The sequence below is a fragment of the Bifidobacterium olomucense genome (genome assembly GCF_012932375.1).
Classification (GTDB): Bacteria; Actinomycetota; Actinomycetes; order Actinomycetales; family Bifidobacteriaceae; genus Bifidobacterium; species Bifidobacterium olomucense.
On record NZ_JAAIIG010000005.1, the window covers coordinates 159144 to 177571 of the forward strand.

12 protein-coding genes and 2 pseudogenes are annotated in these 18428 nt (G+C 62.1%); 7 read left to right on the plus strand and 7 right to left on the minus strand.

Features of this window, described 5'->3' with window-relative positions; translation table 11 throughout:
* Nucleotides 1–194 precede the first annotated feature (194 nt).
* Nucleotides 195–1520 carry a UDP-N-acetylglucosamine 1-carboxyvinyltransferase gene (gene murA / locus G1C97_RS07155; RefSeq protein WP_169241188.1) on the plus strand — a complete coding sequence of 442 codons (1326 nt, stop codon included), beginning with the start codon at nt 195–197 and terminating at the stop codon, nt 1518–1520.
* 48 nt (nt 1521–1568) lie between these two features.
* Here murA and G1C97_RS07160 read toward each other — a convergent pair whose 3' ends face one another.
* Nucleotides 1569–2891, minus strand: coding sequence for an MFS transporter (locus G1C97_RS07160; protein ID WP_335341350.1), 1323 nt, complete (start codon nt 2889–2891; stop codon nt 1569–1571).
* Between the two features lie 166 nt (nt 2892–3057).
* Complete coding sequence (locus tag G1C97_RS07165; RefSeq protein WP_100497156.1) at nt 3058–3729, minus strand: TetR/AcrR family transcriptional regulator; 672 nt, start codon at nt 3727–3729, stop codon at nt 3058–3060.
* 187 nt (nt 3730–3916) lie between these two features.
* Here G1C97_RS07165 and argS point away from each other — a divergent pair, with 187 nt between their 5' ends.
* The 4 genes from argS to G1C97_RS07185 all read left to right on the plus strand — a co-directional run bounded on the left by argS (nt 3917) and on the right by G1C97_RS07185 (nt 10459).
* The gene (gene argS / locus G1C97_RS07170; protein WP_100497155.1) at nt 3917–5755 is read left to right on the plus strand and encodes an arginine--tRNA ligase; all 1839 of its coding nucleotides are present in this window, start codon (nt 3917–3919) and stop codon (nt 5753–5755) included.
* Between the two features lie 182 nt (nt 5756–5937).
* Entirely contained in the window at nt 5938–7542 is a 1605-nt protein-coding gene (locus tag G1C97_RS07175; RefSeq protein ID WP_100497154.1) for a diaminopimelate decarboxylase family protein, read from the plus strand.
* Nucleotides 7543–7944: 402 nt separating this feature from the next.
* Nucleotides 7945–9261, plus strand: coding sequence for a homoserine dehydrogenase (locus tag G1C97_RS07180; RefSeq protein WP_100497153.1), 1317 nt, complete (start codon nt 7945–7947; stop codon nt 9259–9261).
* 106 nt (nt 9262–9367) lie between these two features.
* Nucleotides 9368–10459 carry a homoserine kinase gene (locus G1C97_RS07185; protein ID WP_169241190.1) on the plus strand — a complete coding sequence of 364 codons (1092 nt, stop codon included), beginning with the start codon at nt 9368–9370 and terminating at the stop codon, nt 10457–10459.
* A gap of 224 nt (nt 10460–10683) precedes the next feature.
* On the opposite strand, the gene G1C97_RS07190 is transcribed toward G1C97_RS07185, so the two are convergent.
* The 5 genes from G1C97_RS07190 to G1C97_RS07210 all read right to left on the minus strand — a co-directional run bounded on the left by G1C97_RS07190 (nt 10684) and on the right by G1C97_RS07210 (nt 16610).
* Entirely contained in the window at nt 10684–12429 is a 1746-nt protein-coding gene (locus tag G1C97_RS07190) for a hypothetical protein (RefSeq protein ID WP_169241191.1), read from the minus strand.
* A gap of 14 nt (nt 12430–12443) precedes the next feature.
* Entirely contained in the window at nt 12444–13877 is a 1434-nt protein-coding gene (locus G1C97_RS07195) for an ABC-2 transporter permease (RefSeq protein ID WP_169241192.1), read from the minus strand.
* A gap of 1 nt (nt 13878) precedes the next feature.
* Entirely contained in the window at nt 13879–14760 is an 882-nt protein-coding gene (locus tag G1C97_RS07200; RefSeq protein ID WP_169241193.1) for an ABC transporter ATP-binding protein, read from the minus strand.
* Nucleotides 14761–14917: 157 nt separating this feature from the next.
* Nucleotides 14918–15934, minus strand: a complete 1017-nt coding sequence (locus G1C97_RS07205; RefSeq protein ID WP_169241194.1) for a hypothetical protein — start codon at nt 15932–15934, stop codon at nt 14918–14920.
* On the minus strand, nt 15918–16610 hold the full coding sequence (locus G1C97_RS07210; protein ID WP_169241195.1) for an RNA polymerase sigma factor: 693 nt from the start codon (nt 16608–16610) through the stop codon (nt 15918–15920). Before G1C97_RS07210 ends, G1C97_RS07205 begins: the two co-directional genes overlap by 17 nt.
* Before the next feature lie 277 nt (nt 16611–16887).
* Here G1C97_RS07210 and G1C97_RS12525 point away from each other — a divergent pair.
* Both G1C97_RS12525 and G1C97_RS07215 read left to right on the plus strand, forming a co-directional pair.
* Nucleotides 16888–17179 (plus strand): annotated as a pseudogene (locus G1C97_RS12525) (Maf family protein); the annotation flags it as partial.
* Nucleotides 17180–17262: 83 nt separating this feature from the next.
* Nucleotides 17263–18372: pseudogene (locus G1C97_RS07215) on the plus strand (Maf family protein); the annotation flags it as partial.
* Between the last annotated feature and the right edge of the window lie 56 nt (nt 18373–18428).

Genomic DNA, 18428 nt, shown 5'->3' on the forward strand with positions numbered 1-18428 from the left:
CAAAGGTGATGCCCGCGACGGTGACGTTCGCGATGTCTTCGCGATGTCTTCGCGATGTCTCGTAGGCTCGCCAAAATTCCCGAGTTTGGCTCCCGGCGCATTTCACCGAGTGCGCACATGGGTTATGGCAAACTAGACACTAGCGTTTTTGAACCGCAATCTCAGTAAGAGCAAGCCGTATATAGGAGAGTGGCGTGGCTGTGGATACGAATGATGTGCTGCATGTTGAGGGTGGCAAGCCGTTGAACGGCACCATCAAGGTGCGTGGCGCGAAGAACTTCGTGAGCAAGGCCATGGTGGCCGCGCTGCTGGCACCGGGCAAGTCGGTGCTGAAGAACGTGCCGGAAATCCGTGACGTACACGTGGTGTCGGATCTGCTGCGTCTGCATGGCGTGGACGTGGATGTGGACGGCGCGAACGGTGTTGTGACCATCGACGCTTCCCACGTGCAGCTGGCGGATGTGGCGGACGTGGATACGCTTTCCGGCTCCTCCCGCATTCCGATTCTGTTCTCAGGCCCGCTGGTACACCGTCTGGGCGAGGCGTTCATCCCCGCATTGGGCGGTTGTGCGATTGGCGGTCGACCGATTGACTTCCATTTGGAGACGCTGCGCAAACTCGGCGCCACAGTGGACAAGGAGCACGAGGACGGCATTCACATCACCGCTCCCGACGGTCTGCACGGCGCGAAGATTCACCTGCCGTACCCGTCCGTAGGCGCCACTGAGCAGACGCTGCTGGCTGCCGTGCTCGCCGAGGGCAAGACCGAGCTGTCCGGCGCGGCGATCGAGCCGGAGATCATGGATCTGGTGGCTGTGCTGCAGAAGATGGGCGCGATCATCTCCGTGGACGTGGACCGCACGTTCCGCATCGAAGGCGTCAAGGAGCTCAAGGGCTTTACGCACACCTCGCTGACCGATCGCATCGAGGCCGCCTCGTGGGCCTCCGCCGCGCTCGCCACCCACGGCGACATCTTCGTCAAGGGTGCCACCCAGCCGGAGATGATGACCTTCCTTAACGTATTCCGCAAGGTCGGCGGCGAATTCGACGTGACCGACAAGGGCATCCGCTTCTGGCATCCGGGCGGAGACCTCAAGCCGGTGGCCATCGAAACCGACGTACACCCCGGTTTCATGACCGACTGGCAGCAGCCGCTCGTCGTGGCTCTGACTCAGGCGAACGGCCTGTCGATCGTGCACGAGACCGTGTACGAGAACCGTTTCGGCTTCACCAAGCCGCTCGTGCAGATGGGCGCCACGATTCAGTTGTATCGCGAGTGCCTCGGCTCGCTGCCGTGCCGCTTCCAGCAGCGTAACTACAAGCATTCCGCCGTGATCTTCGGACCGACTCCGCTGACCGGCCGCGACATCGACGTGCCGGATCTGCGCGGCGGCTTCTCCCACCTGATCGCGGCGCTGGCGGCCAAGGGCCCGTCCAACGTGCAGGGCATCTCGCTGATTGATCGCGGTTATGCCGACTTCCGCGGCAAGCTTGAAGCGCTCGGCGCCGATTTCGACTAATCTGTCGGGGTGACTAATCCGTCGGATCTGTCGGATCCGACGGATTGATTACGTGATGGCTCCCTTCTTCCGGAAGGGGCCATTGTTTCTTGCGATCCCCTGCTCATCCTCAAATCGTTTGGAAAGCGGCACCGAAACAACTGCACCAGCACCAAGCAGCGCCGCCGAAATCAGCAGCACGGCGGCGACCGGCATGTGATCGAATGCCCACCCGTACGCCATCTGGCCCAACGGTTGCGCACACATGCTGATGGCCGCGACCATCGCCATCACCTTGCCCGTTATCGCATCCGGCGTATTGAGCTGAATGGTGGGCAACGCGATCAGATTTGAGAAACAGCTGGCGATCATCGTGCCGAACGTAAAGCCAACCAGCACAATCAACTTGACCCAAGCGGATGCCGGCAACAGAAATACCAAGCCCTGCGGCAGCAACGACACTGCCAGCGCGACCATCGCGGCCGGAAACTTGCGCATCGTAAGTCGTGCGGCAAAGAAGCCGGCGACGAACGCTCCAATCACCCCTGAAACGCCGACCAGACCGTCCGCGATGCCGTAGACCGTGGCATCGAAGCCGAGCACCGTGCGAATCACGTAGGGGAAACCGACTGCGGCATTGCCGATGATCACAAAGTTGAGTCCGGCCGCGTACAGCAACAGTGCGAACACATTCGGGCGGTCTTTGACGAGGAAGCGGATCCCGGTTTTGAGATCCTCGACCGGCGTGGGCAGTTTCTCGTTGCCGCGGTCGGGTGCCGCCAACCGAATGAAGCGTTCGAGGGCCGCGGCCGAGGCGAAGCTTGCGACGGCGATGATCATCATTGGACGGATGCCGGTCAGCGAATAGAGCACGCCGCCGAGGAAGCTGGGCAGCAGCGAGCCGAGCTGCTGCACCTGATTGACCACGGCCATGGCTTTGCGCAAGGTGCCCTGCCCGTGTTCGCGGAACATTTGGGGGAGCGCGGCCTGCACGGTTGGAGTTTCGAATGCGCCGAGCACCGCGAGCAGTACCTGCATGGTACCGATGGCCACAAGATTGAAGCCGATGGCGGCGAACGTGAGTGCGCTTGCGAGGACGAGTATGGCTGAGATGGCATCGAGCGCGACCATGATGGTGCGGCGGTTCATGCGGTCGGCCAATACGCCGCCAAACGGGGAGAAAATGATGGTCGGCACGACGGAGATGGCCAGAATCGATGCGAACACGGTGGCCGAGCCGGTTTGGTCCAGCACCCACATCGCCATGGCGAAGCGCAGCATGAGGTTGCCGAACAGCGAGATGCCCTGGCCGGCGACGAGCAGAATGAAATCGCGGCTGAGGAGCGGCGATGCGTACTTTTCGCGCGATTCGTGCGCGTTGGGCGGGTTTATGGGGGCTGAAACGCGATTTTCGTGCGAAACGGGCGTTTTCGGGGCGGTAAGCGTACTTTTCGCACGATTTGGCTGTTTCGGAGAGGTTTTGAGGGCTTGGGACGTACTTTTCGCGCGAAAAGTACGGGGAGTGTGGGAAGGGAGGGGAGTGTGGGAAGCGCGGAGGTCAGTCATGTGGGGTCTGCTCGGGATTCTGTGCGTTGAGTTGGGCGTAGAAGTCGCAGGTTTGGCGGATGAGCTCGTCGTCGAAAACCGGTACGTTGATGGCATTGAGCATGGTGGCGAGGCATTGGATGCGATGTCTGAGCTCGGCTCGCGTTGGCGGGCAGAAACGGGTAAGCAGCCAATAGTTGGCCAGCAGTGAGATGAGTTCGGCGGCTTCCTGCGGGTATTCGGTGGGGATTGAGCCGTCGCGCATGCCTTCCTCGATGATGGGTAGCCAGTGCTTGGGCAGCTCGGCGGCCCAGAAATTGAGGCTGGAGGCGAGGGTGGTGGGGTCGTCGAGGAGGGGGATCGTTACCTCGTTGAGCTTCCGGTGGTCCTTATTATCTATGGTGACTTTGAACAGCTCGCGCATTTTCTCCAAGCCGTTGAGATCGGTGCGGGCCATGATGCGGTCGCGCGCGGCTTGGCTGTAGTCCCAATCCGTGTCGTTGAGTTTGTCGAGGATGGCCTCTTTGGATGTGAAGTGATGGTAGATCGCGCCTTTGGAGAGATTGCCGAGTCGGTCCACGATGTTTTGGATGGAAGTTTTCTCGTAGCCTTTTTCCGTGAACAGTTCGCGCGCGGCTTCGAGAATGCGCCGCTCGGTGACTTCCGGATGTGCATTGCGCGCCATGCTCGGCTCCTTTCCGGTGGATTGTCTGTGATGTTCGGTCTCACACTATACATACCGTCGGTCGGTATGTATAGATGTGCGGCGAGCCTATATATGGTGCAATGGCTTGAGGAAAGCGTCGATGCGGCGGTATGTATATTCGCTGCGATCAGCAGGCACTGTCTGTGTTCTCGGTATTCTTAGAAGAATGAGCCCTGAAGCGTTAAGTGAACTGATTTCCAAGATTGCCCACGACCTCGTCGCAGCCGGTCAAGCCGGCGATTTGACTGACGAGCTGATTCCGCCCGTCGAAAAGCTGACCGTGATGCGCCCGAAGGACCGCGCCCACGGCGACTGGGCCTCCAACATTGCCATGCAGCTGGCCAAGAAGGCCGGCATGAGGCCGCACGATCTGGCCGAGCCGTTCGCCGCCGCACTCGTCGAGGCCGACGGCATCAAGTCCGTCGAGGTGGCCGGCCCCGGCTTCATCAACATCACTCTTGACTCCGCATCCGCCGCCGCCGTGGTCGATCAGGTGCTGAACGCGCCGGCTGATGAGCATGGCATCTCCACGTACGGCCGCAACGATCACCTGTCCGGCAAGACCCTGAACCTTGAGTTCGTCTCCGCGAACCCGACCGGTCCGATCCACATTGGCGGCACCCGCTGGGCCGCCACCGGCGACGCTATGGCCCGCGTGCTTGAGGCCAATGGTGCCAAGGTAGTGCGCGAATACTACTTCAACGATCACGGCGAGCAGATCAACCGCTTCGCCAAGTCGCTGGTCGCCGCCTGGGCGCACGACAACAACCTCGGCGAGGCCGGTTACCAGACCGAAACCCCGTTCGACGGCTACAAGGGCGCCTACATCGATGAGATCGCACGCCGCGTCGAGGCCGAAGCCAAGGCCGACGGTGTGGATCTGACCGCTCTGCAGCACGAGGATCAGGGACTGAACGCCGACGGCGAGCCGATCGGCGAATCCGATTCCGAAGTGCGCGAAGAATTCCGCAAGCGCGCTGTGCCGATGATGTTCGACGAGATCCGCAAGTCCATGAAGGACTTCCGTGTGAACTTCGACGTGTGGTTCCATGAGAACAGCCTGTACTCCGACGGTGAAGTCAAGCGTGCCATCGAAGTGCTGCGCGAACGCGGCGACATCTACGAGAAGGATGGCGCCACTTGGTTCGAGTCCACCAAGCACGGCGACGACAAGGACCGTGTGATTATCAAGTCCAACGGCGAGTTCGCCTACTTCGCCGCAGACATCGCGTACTACTGGAACAAGCGCCACCGTGCCACCGACCCGGCCGACGTGGCCATCTACATGCTTGGTGCCGACCACCACGGATACATTGGCCGCATGATGGCCATGTGCGCCGCCTTCGGCGACAAGCCCGGCGAGAACATGCAGATCCTGATCGGCCAGCTGGTCAACGTGCTGAAGGACGGCAAGGCTGTGCGCATGTCCAAGCGCGCCGGCAACGTCGTGACCATCGACGATCTGGTCGAAGCCATCGGCGTGGACGCATCCCGCTATTCGCTGGCTCGCACCGATTACAACTCCCCGGTGGACATCGACCTCAACCTGCTCGCCTCTCACTCCAACGACAACCCGGTCTACTACGTGCAGTATGCGCACGCCCGCTCCTGCAATGTGGACCGCAACGCCGAGGCCGCCGGTATTTCGTATGACGGTGCTGATCTTTCGTTGCTTGATACCGAGGCTGACGGCGAAGTGCTCGCCGCGCTTGCCCAGTGGCCGGCTCTGCTCACCCTGGCCGGCGACGCTCGCGCCCCGCACCGCGTGGCCCACTATCTTGAGGATCTGGCCGCCGCCTACCACAAGTGGTACAACGTGGAGCGCGTGGTGCCGATGGAGCTGACCGATCCGGAGGCCCGCGGTGATGATGCTGAGTCCGTGCGCATCGCCAAGGCCCCGGAGCCGGATCGCGCCGCAGCCCGCCTGAAGCTCAATGATGCCGTACGTGACGTGATCGCCGCCGGCCTCGACCTGCTCGGTGTCTCCGCTCCCGAGAAGATGTGATGGCCTAGCGGCCATCGTAGTATTCCGCGACGCTCACGACGCTATCGCTGTTCGCTGCTACGGACAGAAATCCTTCGGATTCCCCTCGCGGCATAGCCGCTCCCTTCGCCTACGGACAGTCCACTGGACTGTCCGTTTGACGGCTCAGCTGGACTGTCCGTCCTGAAAAGATGTGATGAATTATGCCTATTACTCCAATTTGGCCGGCTGCGACTGCCATCGACCCGGCAACCGGTGCCATTACGTTCCATGGCCGTACCGCTGAATCGCTGTTGGATGAATTCGGCTCACCGCTGTACCTCATCGACGCCGATGAGGTGAACGAGCGCGCGCATCATTTCGTGCGCGCCGCAGCCAACGCATTCAACAACTCCACCACGCATGTGAGCTTCGCCGGCAAGGCGTTCCTTTCCAAGGAAATCGTGCGTTTGGTGACCGCCGCAGGCATGCTGGTGGACACCTGCACGATGGGCGAGATGAAGATCGCCCTCGCGGCAGGCGTGCCCGGGCGCCGTCTGGTGCTGCACGGCAACAACAAGTCCGACGAGGAAATCGCGCTCGCCATCGAACAAGGTTTCGCCAAAATCGTGGTGGACGAGCCGAATGAGCCGGAGCGCATCGCCGCCATCGCCCGTAAGCTCGGCAAGCGCGCCCGTGTGATGCTGCGCGTTACCGTGGGCGTCCATGCGGGCGGCCATGAGTACATCTCCACCGCGCACGAGGACCAGAAGTTCGGCGTGCCGCTGCTGTCGGCTGGAGCGGATGCTTCGGTGCTGGATACGGTACTGAACAACCTCGCCGACGTGACGCCGGCAGCCACCAATGCGCGCATCGCCCCGGTCGTCGACCCTACGGCTCCGGCTGAGCATCGCGAACGCAAGCTGCAATACGACGTCAAATACCCGTACGACCTCTCTCACGAAGAGGTTTCCGACAAGGACAAGGCATTGGCCCAAGCTATGACGGCCATTGCCGACGGCCCGTCCATCGCCGTGTTGAAGACCATTCTGGCCAACCAGGACGTACTTGAACTGGTCGGCGCGCACTCGCACATTGGCTCCAACATCCACGACGCGGACGCCTTCATTCAGGCTGCCAAGCGCATGATGCTGCTGCGCAAGACCCTGTATGCCACGGACGCATTCACGCTGCCGGAAATCGACCTTGGCGGCGGCTACTCCGTGGCCTACACGGACGGCGAGGACTCGATGGACATCGACGTGGAGCTCACCCGTCTGGCCGAGGCCGTGGCTGCCACCAACCGCGCACTTGGCATGCCGGCACCCGCCATCAGCTTCGAGCCGGGCCGCTATATTGTGGCTCCGGCCGGCGTGACGCTGTACCGTGTGGGCACCATCAAGCATGTGCATCTGAGCGGTGAAGGCGATCATGCGCCCAAGGATTCCGCCGGCAACCCGATCAGCGAACGCGTGTATGTGTCCGTGGACGGCGGCATGTCCGACAACATCCGACCGGCCCTGTATGGCGCCGACTACACCGCGCGCTTGGCGAATCGCAAGGGCTCCGACGAAACGATGTTGGCTCGCGTATGCGGCATGCACTGCGAATCCGGAGATATCGTGGTGCATGAGGTGCGGCTTCCCGCCGATCTTCGCCGCGGCGATATCCTGGCCGTACCGGTCACTGGTGCGTATGGCCGCACGATGGCCTCCAACTACAATCAAGCGCTGATCCCGGCCGTTGTGGCTGTGAGCGAAGGCGGCGCGCACGTGATGTTGCGCCGCCAGACCATCGACGACTTGCTCGCCCTCGACGTGAGCGAGTGATTTGAGCGGCGGTAGTTTGCCTCCCGCCCCCGCAACTTCGTAAACGAGATATATCTCGGTGTGTGTGAGACATATCGGCATATCTCGTTTACAAGGGGCGGTTAAAGCCTTTTCCGGAGACCTATCTGCTTTACAAGGGGCTCCTAAAACGCGAAATCCCGAGTATAAACGTTGCAATGGCGGCGAATGTACTCGGGATATTTCATATTCGGTGCCCCTTGTAAGGCAGATAGGTCTCCTGAAAAGCGGGAATCGGCCCCTTGTAAACGAGATACCCATTGGAATGGGTGCTTTGAGGTCGGAATACTACGAAATCCGCAATTTTCCGGGCACGTTTGGAACGCTGTAGGAATCCATCCGTACAATAGCCGTGGATAGTACAGCTTTTTGGAAGGATTTGCAGTGGCAGAACTGAACGAAACCCCGATTCGCGTAGGTCTGTTGGGTGCCGGCACGGTCGGTTCTCAGACCGCCCGCCTGATCGTCGAGCAGAAGGACGAGCTTTCCGCTCGTATCGGCCGCCCGATCGAACTGACCGGTGTGGCTTGCCTCGATCCGAAGGAAACCGAGAAGTTCCCGTGGATCGACCAGTCCATCGTCACCACCGACACGATGAGCGTGGCCACCAACTCGGATATCGTGATCGAGCTGATCGGCGGCACCACCGTGGCCCGCAAGTTCGTGCTCGCCGCCATCGAATCCGGCGCTTCCGTGGTCACCGCGAATAAGGCGCTGCTGGCCAAGTACGGCCCGGAAATCTACGCCGCCGCCGAAGCCAAGGGCGTTGACATCTACTTCGAAGCCGCCGTAGGCGGTGCGATCCCGTTCCTGCGTCCGCTGCGTGAGTCCCTCGTGGGCGACAAGGTGACCAGCATGCTGGGCATCGTCAACGGCACCACCAACTATATTCTCGACGAAATGACCACCAAGGGCCTCCAGTTCGACGACGTGTTGAAGGACGCTCAGGCCAAGGGCTACGCCGAAGCCGACCCGACCGGTGACATCGAAGGCTACGACGCCGCCAACAAGGCCGCCATCATGGCCACGCTCGGTTTCCACACCTCCGTGACCATTGACGACGTGTCCGTCGAAGGCATCACCAAGATCACCGCCGACGATATCGCCGCCGCTACCGCCGAGGGCAAGGTCATCAAACTGCTCGCCGTGGTCGAGAACAGCGAGGCCGGCGTCTCCGCCCGCGTTTACCCGGCGCTGATTCCGGAATCGCATCCGCTGGCTTCCGTGCACGGCTCGTTCAACGCCGTGTTCGTCAAGGCCGAGGCGGCCGACGACCTCATGTTCTACGGCCGTGGCGCCGGCGGCGCTCCGACCGCCTCCGCCGTGGTGGGCGACGTGGTCACCGAGGCCCGTCATATCGCCGCCGGCTGCACGGGCCCGTCCATCCCGCTGTACAAGAACCTGAAGAAGGCCCCGATCGAGGCTTCTCGCGCCGCCTTTGCCGTGCGATTCCTGATTCACGACAAGCCGGGCGTGCTGGCTGCCATCGCCGCCGAGTTCGCCAAGAACGGCGTGTCCATCAACGGTGTGAACCAGGATTTGAAGCCCACGATGACCGATCCCGGTTACGACGGCGAAATCCAGCAGCTGCGTCTTGTCACCCACCTGACCGATGAAGTGACCTTGCGTCAGACCGTGGAAGCCGTGCAGCAGCTCGACTTTGTGACCGGCGAACCGTCCATCCTGCGCGTGCTGGACTGAAAGCCCGGTGGCTTTCAGTAGCAGCGAACAGCGATAGCAATCGCACATAGTGCGATTCAATTTGTGCTGTGCGACTGGCCGGAGCCCATTTGAAGGAGAGACTTACATGAATCCAATCTGTTCACAGGTGCGCGTGCGCGTGCCCGCCACATCCGCCAATTTGGGTTCCGGCTTCGACACCGTGGGCTTGGCGCTTGACTACCATGACGAGCTCACGTTCACGTTGAACGCCGATCCCACGGATGGTGTGGCCCACGTGTTCATCCACGGTGAGGGTGAGGATACGTTGCCGCGCGACGAAACCCATTTGGTGGTTTCCACCTTCCGCCGCGCCTGCGCCACGTTTGGTTTGGGACGACTCGGTTTCACACTGGACGCCACGAACAACATTCCGCAGGCCCGCGGCATGGGCTCCTCCGCCGAGGCCATCGTGGCCGGCATCGCGGCGGCGGCGGCCTTCGCCCAGCCCGGCGATCTCAACCGTCCGGCCATCTTCGACATGGCCGCGCAGATCGAAGGCCATCCGGACAACGTGGCCCCGGCTGTGTTCGGCGGCCTGACCGTCTCCTGGGACTTCGCTACGGCCGAAGGCGTCGGCTCGGTGGCCATTCCCGGTGGCGAACCGCTGCACGGTGGTTTCCACACCGTCAACTATCCGGTCGATCCGGCCATCACTGCGGCCGTGTTCGTGCCGGATTACGAGCTGTCCACCGAAAAGGCCCGCCGCGCGTTGCCGAAGGAACTGCCGTACAAGGATGCCGTGTACAACGTCTCCCGCGTGGGTCTGCTGCCCGCGGCCATGAATCCGGTGGTGCTTGCACAGGCCGAGGCTCAGGGAGGCACTGATGCGTTGGGCGAGAGCGCCGCAGGTTCAGCTGGTGCCGCGCAGGTGACTCCCGCCGCGTTTGCCACGGCGGCCGCACAGGCCAATGCGCTCCTCTTCACCGCCACACAGGACAAACTGCACCAGCCGTATCGTGCGCCGCTCATGCCGCCGTCCGCCGAACTGATCGAGCTGTTCCGCGCCAAGGGCTACGCTGCCGCAGTCTCCGGTGCCGGCCCATGCGTGCTTGTGCTGCATTACGGCAATGCGCGCGAGACCATCGATCAGGTGGCCGCCACCCAGCTGGCATCCGGCCACTGGCGTGTGCTGCACCTGCCCATCAACACCAAGGGCGTCGAGGTCGAACGGCGCTAGGGCAGAGGAATCGGTCGGTGTGACTCCTGATCGGCCTCCTCATCGCTGCAGATTCGCGAAACAGACACTATGTATGCGGCTGAACGAAGCGTCCGCATAGATAGTGTCTGTTTCGCTATGAAAAACGTCACTAAGTATGCGGGGCCATGGTCGGGCCGCATACTTAGTGACGTTTCGCGCTAGCCGGCATTGGTCCGCGCCGGTTGCAGAGCCGATGCGGCCGGTCAGTCTCGCACCAGCTCACGGCGACTGAGCCGGAACGTCGAGAACGCCCACACCATCACAGCCAACGTCAGCACGCCCAACGGCATCCATGCCTCCAAACCGGGTACGGTCAGCCGGTTGGTGAACCAGTTGCCCATCAGGAACATATTCGGGAAGTAGATGAGCTGCGCGGGCAGCAGCACGAGCGACAGCAGCGGCACCATCACCAGCAACATACGGATGATCGACCGCATCGAACGGCACAGCCACGCGCCCAGCATCGTCACGGCCGGCGTCAGCACCAGCACCGTCGCACCGATAAGCGCCAGATACTGCCCGAACGTCCAGTAGGCCCACGGTACGATCGGCACGCCAAACATATATTCGAACGAGATTCCGGCAACAGAAACGTTCGAATTGAGATTCAATACCGGCACGGCAAGGAAGTCGCGCAGCATCACCGCCAGCGGAATGCCGAACACGGCCAGTGAAACCAATCCGATAATCAGCGAGCTGACCGCCATCGCTGTCACGCGTGCATGCTGCCCGGCACGGCCGGAACGCGAGGCCCATTGCAGTTGCGTCATGCGCCGGCCGCGGTCGCGTACCATCACCGGCACGGTCATCGCGGCGGAGGCGATTACCGAGAACGCGGCAATCACAAAGGCATACGTCCACGTCTTTTCCACCATGTTGTACTGGATGTAGCTGGATTGGCCGGGATTCGCGGCATAATGAGCCAGCCGCTCGGTCACAGCCTTGGGCATCGTGCCGGGCACGCGGTACGACTGCGAACCGAGCGAAGCGTCATTCGGGTCGCATCCGGTGCCAAGCTGAGCGTCGTCTGCGGCGTCGGAGCCGTTATTGCCGCTATCGTTTGCGGTGTCCGTATTGGATAAGTCGGAACCATTGGCGTCCGCAGCGCCGCCATCGCCGGCCTCGCCCTTGCCGTCGCCGACACTGCCGCCGGCCTCGCCGCCCGACCCGTTCGTCACCGTTTTACCGGTGATGCTCGTAGTCGCGCAGCCGCCGAAGGACGCGACTGACCAACCGTTTTCCACCTCCGCCCGGTAATCATGCTCGAACTGCTTCTGTAATGCCGTGATCGGATGATCGGTACTGGCGGTGGACCGCAGCATTTCCACCGAATTGGTCAGGTTGTGTTGCGCATCGGCCTGGATGATGGGGAAGTGCTCCATCAGATAGCTGATGTTGTACAAATCCTGCAACGCCTCGGAATCCTCGGTGATGACGCGGTCGGCCTCGCCTATCGCACGCTGCTGTTCCTCGGTCATGTGCTCGGTCGGGTCCTTCGCCCGCTTGGCGGCGTCGATGGCGGCGCTTTCGGCTGTACTCGCGCCGGTCGCAGTCCTGCCGTCGGTGATTGTATTGGGCGCGCCGGTGGGGTAGAACGTTCCGCTGGCAATCGAGTCGTACCAGCGTTCATAACCGGCGAAATCGTTGATTCCGAGCGTTTTGGCCTCGGTCGGATGCGACTGGATATCGAGCGTCGCCTGCTTTTCGAGACGGGGAATGTCAGCCTTCATCTTGTCGATGGTGTCCTTATTGGTAAGCGGGCCATAACGGTCGATAAGCCGTCGCTCACTGTCCAGGTTGAGTGCCGTCCAGCCCGCGCGGTCGGTGTCGGTGTAGGCGTTGAAGGCCGGCAGAATGCCGACGAGTGTCCACAATGCGCCCATCGCGATGAGAATCAGTACGGGAAGTGGACGCCAGATCTTGCGCATCTCCGCTGCAAACAATGTCATGATGGCTCCTTTGCTTATTTCAGGTCTTTACGATTGAATGAACGTCGCGCCAGCCGCACGAACGCCGAAAGATACACCAGCGAGCACACGGTTACGCCGGTCTCCCAGAACGCGGTCGGCGCGTCGAGTCCGAGTTCGGTGAACCACTGTTCACGCAACAGCAGCACACCCACCGGATTGAATCCGCCAACCCACGCGAGCCACGGCAATCCCAGCGAATGTGCCGCGCTCACGAGCCCGATCGCCAGCAGTACCGCCACTCCCGCACAACCCGCCACCGCGAACGTATTGCGGATAAGCAATCCCAACACCGCCGTGAACAGCGCAAAGCACAAGGTAATCACCAATCCCAGCGCCAGCCGCACGAACAAATACTGTCCGATGGTCAGATCCCACCACGTAATGAACGGCTGCTGCCCGAACACCGTGTTGAACTGGCTGGACACGCTCGCGCTCCATACGCCGCGCACGTCGAACACCATGAGATACGGCCCTACAATCGCCGCCACGAGCAGCAGATACGCTACCGCCGAGGCGATGAGCCCGGCCGCGATTTTCGGTGCCGCGAGTCGCCGGCCCGTGCGGGTGGCCATCAGCAGTTGCTCGGTGCCGGACGTGCGTTCGGAACCGAGCGCCAGCGCCATCAGCAGTACCGCCAAAGCGCAGGTCTCAAAGAACAGGTAGCCGGTCATGCGAAACCAGTGCAGCAACGTGTCATCGGTGACCGTACCGGCCGCAAGGTCCATCGCCGCTCCGGTTGCGGCCAGGTGCGTCACGCGCGCGGCGTAAGCGTCATACTTGTGTCGCATCAGCCAAGTGGCTACCGGGTCGCCGTCAACCTGCGTGAGTATCGCCTCCCGCAAGTTGGACGGATCGTAGGAGGCGAGCGTGTTCGTCGTGCCTTTGGTCACGGCCGTAAGTTGCCGGTGCAGTTCGTCTGTGGTCAACGTTGAGTCTGTGGGAATCTGCGCATTGATAACGATTGTGGCGTGACCGACGACTGACTGAGCCGACGACGTACCGAGCGCGTCGGCTGCCGTACTGCCGTCACCGGCACCGGTATCGCCGGTGACGTCGGCATTACCGGACTTGCTGATATCAGTAGTGTTGACTCGCGCCAGTTTTCGGCTGAAGTCGGGGCCGACCTTGCCTCCGATGGTTACGGCGACGGCGCTCGCGTAGTTGTGCAGCGCGACGGTGTTCGCCGGCACGGTCGCGGCCAACATAAGGTTGACCATCGCGAACACGGCGATGAACGCCCACACCAGCGGCAGTCGCGCGATCTTGACCAGTTCGGTGCCGGTGAACCGCAGGGGATGCAGGTGCGCGGTGCCGCTGCTGTTCCGCGGGCTGACCTCGGCAATGGACTTACGGGAATCATTGTCGGGGTCGTCGGTGTGACGCTGCCGTGCCCAACGCGCCTCAGGTTGTAATGGCAATGCGCTCATCTCAGCCTCCGTAAATGACCAGGAAGGCGTCTTCGAGATTCGGCGCCACCATGACCGGGCCAGTGGGCGCAAGACCCGGTGCCGGTACGCCCACGGCTTCGGCGAGGGGAGTAGGCGAGTAGATGCGCAGCCGCGTCACGCCGCCGTACTGCACCTCGGACAGCAAACGTTGTCCTCCGGTCAGCGGCATGCCCGCCGGCACCTCGTAGATTCGGCCTTCCATCGACTTGCAGATGACGGCCGGCGCGGCATTGGCGAACACCGTGCCGTCGCGCAGCATCACGATATGGCCTGCAATCGTTTCCAAATCGGAGACAATGTGGGTGGAAAGGATGACGATGCGATTGGCGGCGAACGAGTGGATGATGTTGCGGAAGCGTACGCGCTCCTTCGGGTCGAGACCCGCGGTGGGCTCGTCGAGGATGAGGATGCGCGGGTCATGTACGAGTGCCTGCGCGATACCGACGCGCTGGATCATGCCGCCCGAGAACGTTCGCATCCGCTTGTTCGCGGAATCCGCGAGCCCTACCATGTCCAGCAGCGTATTGATACGCTCGTCCAGCCCGGCGCGCGGCATGCCCTGCAGTGCGGCGATATAGCGCAGGAACTGGCGCGGTGTGTAGTTCGGGTAGTAGCCGAAATCCTGCGGCAGGTAGCCGATTTGGCCGCGGTACCGTTCGCCAAGGGCCGTAATGTCTTCGCCATCCAATCGGATTGCGCCGGAATCGGGGAAGAGCAGTGTGGTCATAAGCTTCATCAACGTGGTCTTGCCCGCGCCATTCGGGGCGAGCAGTCCGTAGACGCCGTGGTCGAACTCCAGATTGATGTCATGCAGGATGGTTTCGCCGGAAAGCTTCTTGGATACGTTGTCAACAGTGAGCATGGTAGGTCCTTTCGGGCTGGGTGGGGTGATTCGACAAATGAAACGTTGCGCCATGATTGCCGGGGAATTGTCGGCGGAGACGACTGGGGGGACTGGGGGGAGGAGAGAGAAAGAGACGACGAGAATGGATGCCAAGTTGGTGAAGCAGACCTGACGATTACGCAAACCGTGCGACGGCAGGGGAGAACCGCACGAAACGGTTCATCGCCATGAAGTAAGCGATGCCCGTCACTGTAGCGGTGATCAGCGCGACCATCGGCGGCAGGCCGGTCAAGAGCGGGGCCAGCGCATCGTGCCAGATCAGCAACACCGCGCCTAACGTCACCCACGCGGCCGGCACTACAACCATCGACCACGGCCAATAGCAATGCACGTCCGCGGCCAGCTGCGCGATACCGAAAAGGAACAGCGCGCTGAAGGCCACGCCCAGTAGTGTCATCAGCGAGAACCGGGAGGTTGGGCCGTTTGTCGCTGTGATGAGTCCGGTCGCATGTGGCGTGCCCGCCGCATTGTCGGCTATGCCGTTTGTGCCAATGAATCCCATCCTTATGCCAATCGCGTTGATATACAGCCCGTACGCCACGATAAGCGTGGCTGCAACCGCGCCCACTACCAGCATGCGCAGCGCGCACAGGCGAACGAACGACCATCGCATCGTACGCAGCAGTTCGTCGGTGCGTTGCTCGTGCTCGCGCCAGCGCACCAGCAGATGCGTGGCCTCATAGAGGAACGGCGCGGCCAGAAACATGCTCGCGTACAGGGTGCCGGGGTTGGCGAAGACGTACGCGCCGTCGGACAGCATCCGCAGGAACGGAATCAGCCAGATGGCTACGGTCATCACCAAGGCGACCGCCACGCAGTCCCATGAGCCGAAGAACAGGTCCCGCAGACGCAGGGAGCCGCGTGCCTCGCGCAGTGTGGACCACAGGGTGACGCGCTGAGGTGCCCCCGCTTGAACCGCCGCCGCAATCGCTTGCTCACGCTGCAGTGGCGAGACGGCCAGAGCGCTAGCAATGGAGGTATTGACGGTGGTGGCTTTGTCTGTGGCGGCCGCAGCCGCCGCGCGTGCCGCCACGGCCCGTGCGATGCGGGATTCCATCATGTCAAAGTCGCCGCGGTCGGCGGCATGGTTGATGGCGTCCGCGGCGGTATTGCGATCAGTCTGCTCGTTCATCGCCGAACTCCTTTCGAATCGCTTGAATAAGTCGGTAGTAACGGGCCTTCACGGCCTCCGTGCGCTCGCCGCGGGCTGCCGCGATTTGCGCGAACGTAAGCTCTGCAGCCGTATGCAAGTGGAAGATTTCTTGGGTGCCGGCGTCGAATCGGGAAACGAACGTTTCGATGCGGGCCAGCAGATCGGCATCGGCTTGCGATTCGGCTGGGTCTCGCGCCTGCCGGGCTCCGGCGACGGGTGCCGCAGTGCCATTGGCGATGGCGTTGCCAACGGTGTCACCAACGGCACTGCCAGCATCGCCATCCTGCGGGTCGAGCGGCGTAATGCGGATGCGATTCGCCCGCCGCGCGTCGATCACCTTGCGTGAGGCAATGGCGTACATCCAAGTGCGCACCGATGCTTTGCTGGAATCATAGGTGGACAGCGCCCGCAAGGCGGCGATCATCGTCTCCTGCGTGAGGTCGAGCGCATGATCGCGGTCGCCGGTCGTGCGCCAGATGAAGGCGCACACGTCATCGAAATACGCACGCACCAACTGATCGGCCGCCTCCTGCGAACCGTGGCGAACAATTGCGCGAATCAGCCGACGGTCGGTCGCGGCTCGGGTTTCGGCGGCGTCGGCGGACGTACCGTTACGCCCGCCGACGCCTCGTCTCGCCACCGTGAACCACCCCATGACCATCTCTCCTTTTCGCTGCGTTCACAGGTATATACGTGCGAGACGCGCGAATCGTTGCACCAAATTTCACCCGGGCGTGTCGGGGTGGCGGGAGTTGCGCAGATACAGCCCGTTTTTGCATGGGAATAGGCATTATCTGCGCGGCGATGTGGTCGGGCGATGTGGTCGGTCCGCGTACTTAATGCCGTTTGTGCTGGCGGTTGCTGCACATATTCGCCATTGCCCGCGCCAATTCATACAATGCAAGGTAGTGAACCTAACCCAGGAGGGCTGAATGTCGATTCCGCTGATTCTTGCGTCCAAGTCCAAGCCGCGCCGCGATGTGCTGTATGCAGCCGGCATCTGCCCCACGATTCGCGTCTCGCATGTGGACGAGCCCGCCGCGCTTCAGGCCGCCGCCCGCGAAGCCGGTGTGACGGTGGATGAGCTGACCGTCGATCAGCGGGTGATGATTCTGGCCGAGGCCAAGGCCCAGGCCGTCCATCGAGCCTACCGTAACGTGGCTGCGACGGCCGCTGCCGCAACCGGTGAGCGTGTGATTGCGTATCCGTTGCGTGCCGCCGAAGTACAGACCGAGGATGCCGCCGGGGCCGATGCAAACGTTGCCGGTACGTCCGCCGCGCCTGCCCCCGCCGTGCCTGAAGCGCAGTCCATCGACTACTCTTCGGACCGTATCGCTACCACCCGCGACTTTTCCGGCGTGGATATGCCAACCGTCACCGAGCCGATTTCCAATATCGTTGCGCTGCAGCCGGGACTCACTCGCGCTACGGTCGGACCGCTTATCATTGGCTGCGATTCAATGTTCCTGCTGGACGGCGAATGCTATGGCAAGCCGCACAGCGCTGAAGTCGCACGTGAACGTTTGCGTAGAATGCGCGGAGCCAGCGGCGAACTGTGGACCGGACACTGCGTCATCGACTTCGCCACCGGTCGTGTGGCGCGTGGTGCAAGCCATGCCGTTGTGAAGTTCGGCGATTTTACAGACAAGGACATCGAACGGTACATCGCTACCGGAGAGCCGCTGGAAGTGGCCGGATCGTTTACGCTGGAAGGCTTCGGCGGCGCGTTCATCGACGGCATCGAAGGCGATCCGCATGGCATCATCGGCATCAGCCTGCCGTTGCTCCGCAAGTTGACCCGCGAGCTCGGCGTGGATTGGACTGATCTGTGGAACGTTCAGCGCGGTGAAAACGCGCCTGAGGCGGCGGACGCGGCCGGCATTCCGGCGGCAGGCAAGGATAACCTGCCGCCTGTGGAGAATGTGCATCAGCCCGGCGATGGCTGGGTGGACTGCGCTTGCGGACGCAAGCATTGGGGCACCAACGGCGCGTCCGGCATCCTGCTGGCCCGTCGCGATCCGACCACCGGCAAGGTGACGGATGTGGTGATGCAGCATCGCGCCGCATGGAGTGCGGAAGGCGGCACTTGGGGTATTCCCGGCGGTGCCACGGCAGACGGTGAGTCGCCGATCGAAGGCGCGCTGCGCGAAAGCTATGAAGAGGCGAATATCACGCCTGAGGATATCGAAGTAGTCGGCTCCTACCGTGAGGACCACGGCAACTGGGCGTACACCACCGTGTTCGCATTCGAGAAGCCCGGTCACCGCGTTGAGCCGAAAGCCAACGACGACGAAAGCAAGGAGATCTGCTGGGTGCCGATCAACGATGTGCCCAACCGCAAGCTCTTGACCGCCATGAAAACCGACTGGCCCCGCTTCGCCGCCCGTCTCAACGAGTTGGCGGCCGCGTTACGGTAGAGGTGCCGACGATTGCGGTTGCCGTGTGACCGTCTGCCGAATCGGAAATGGATCAT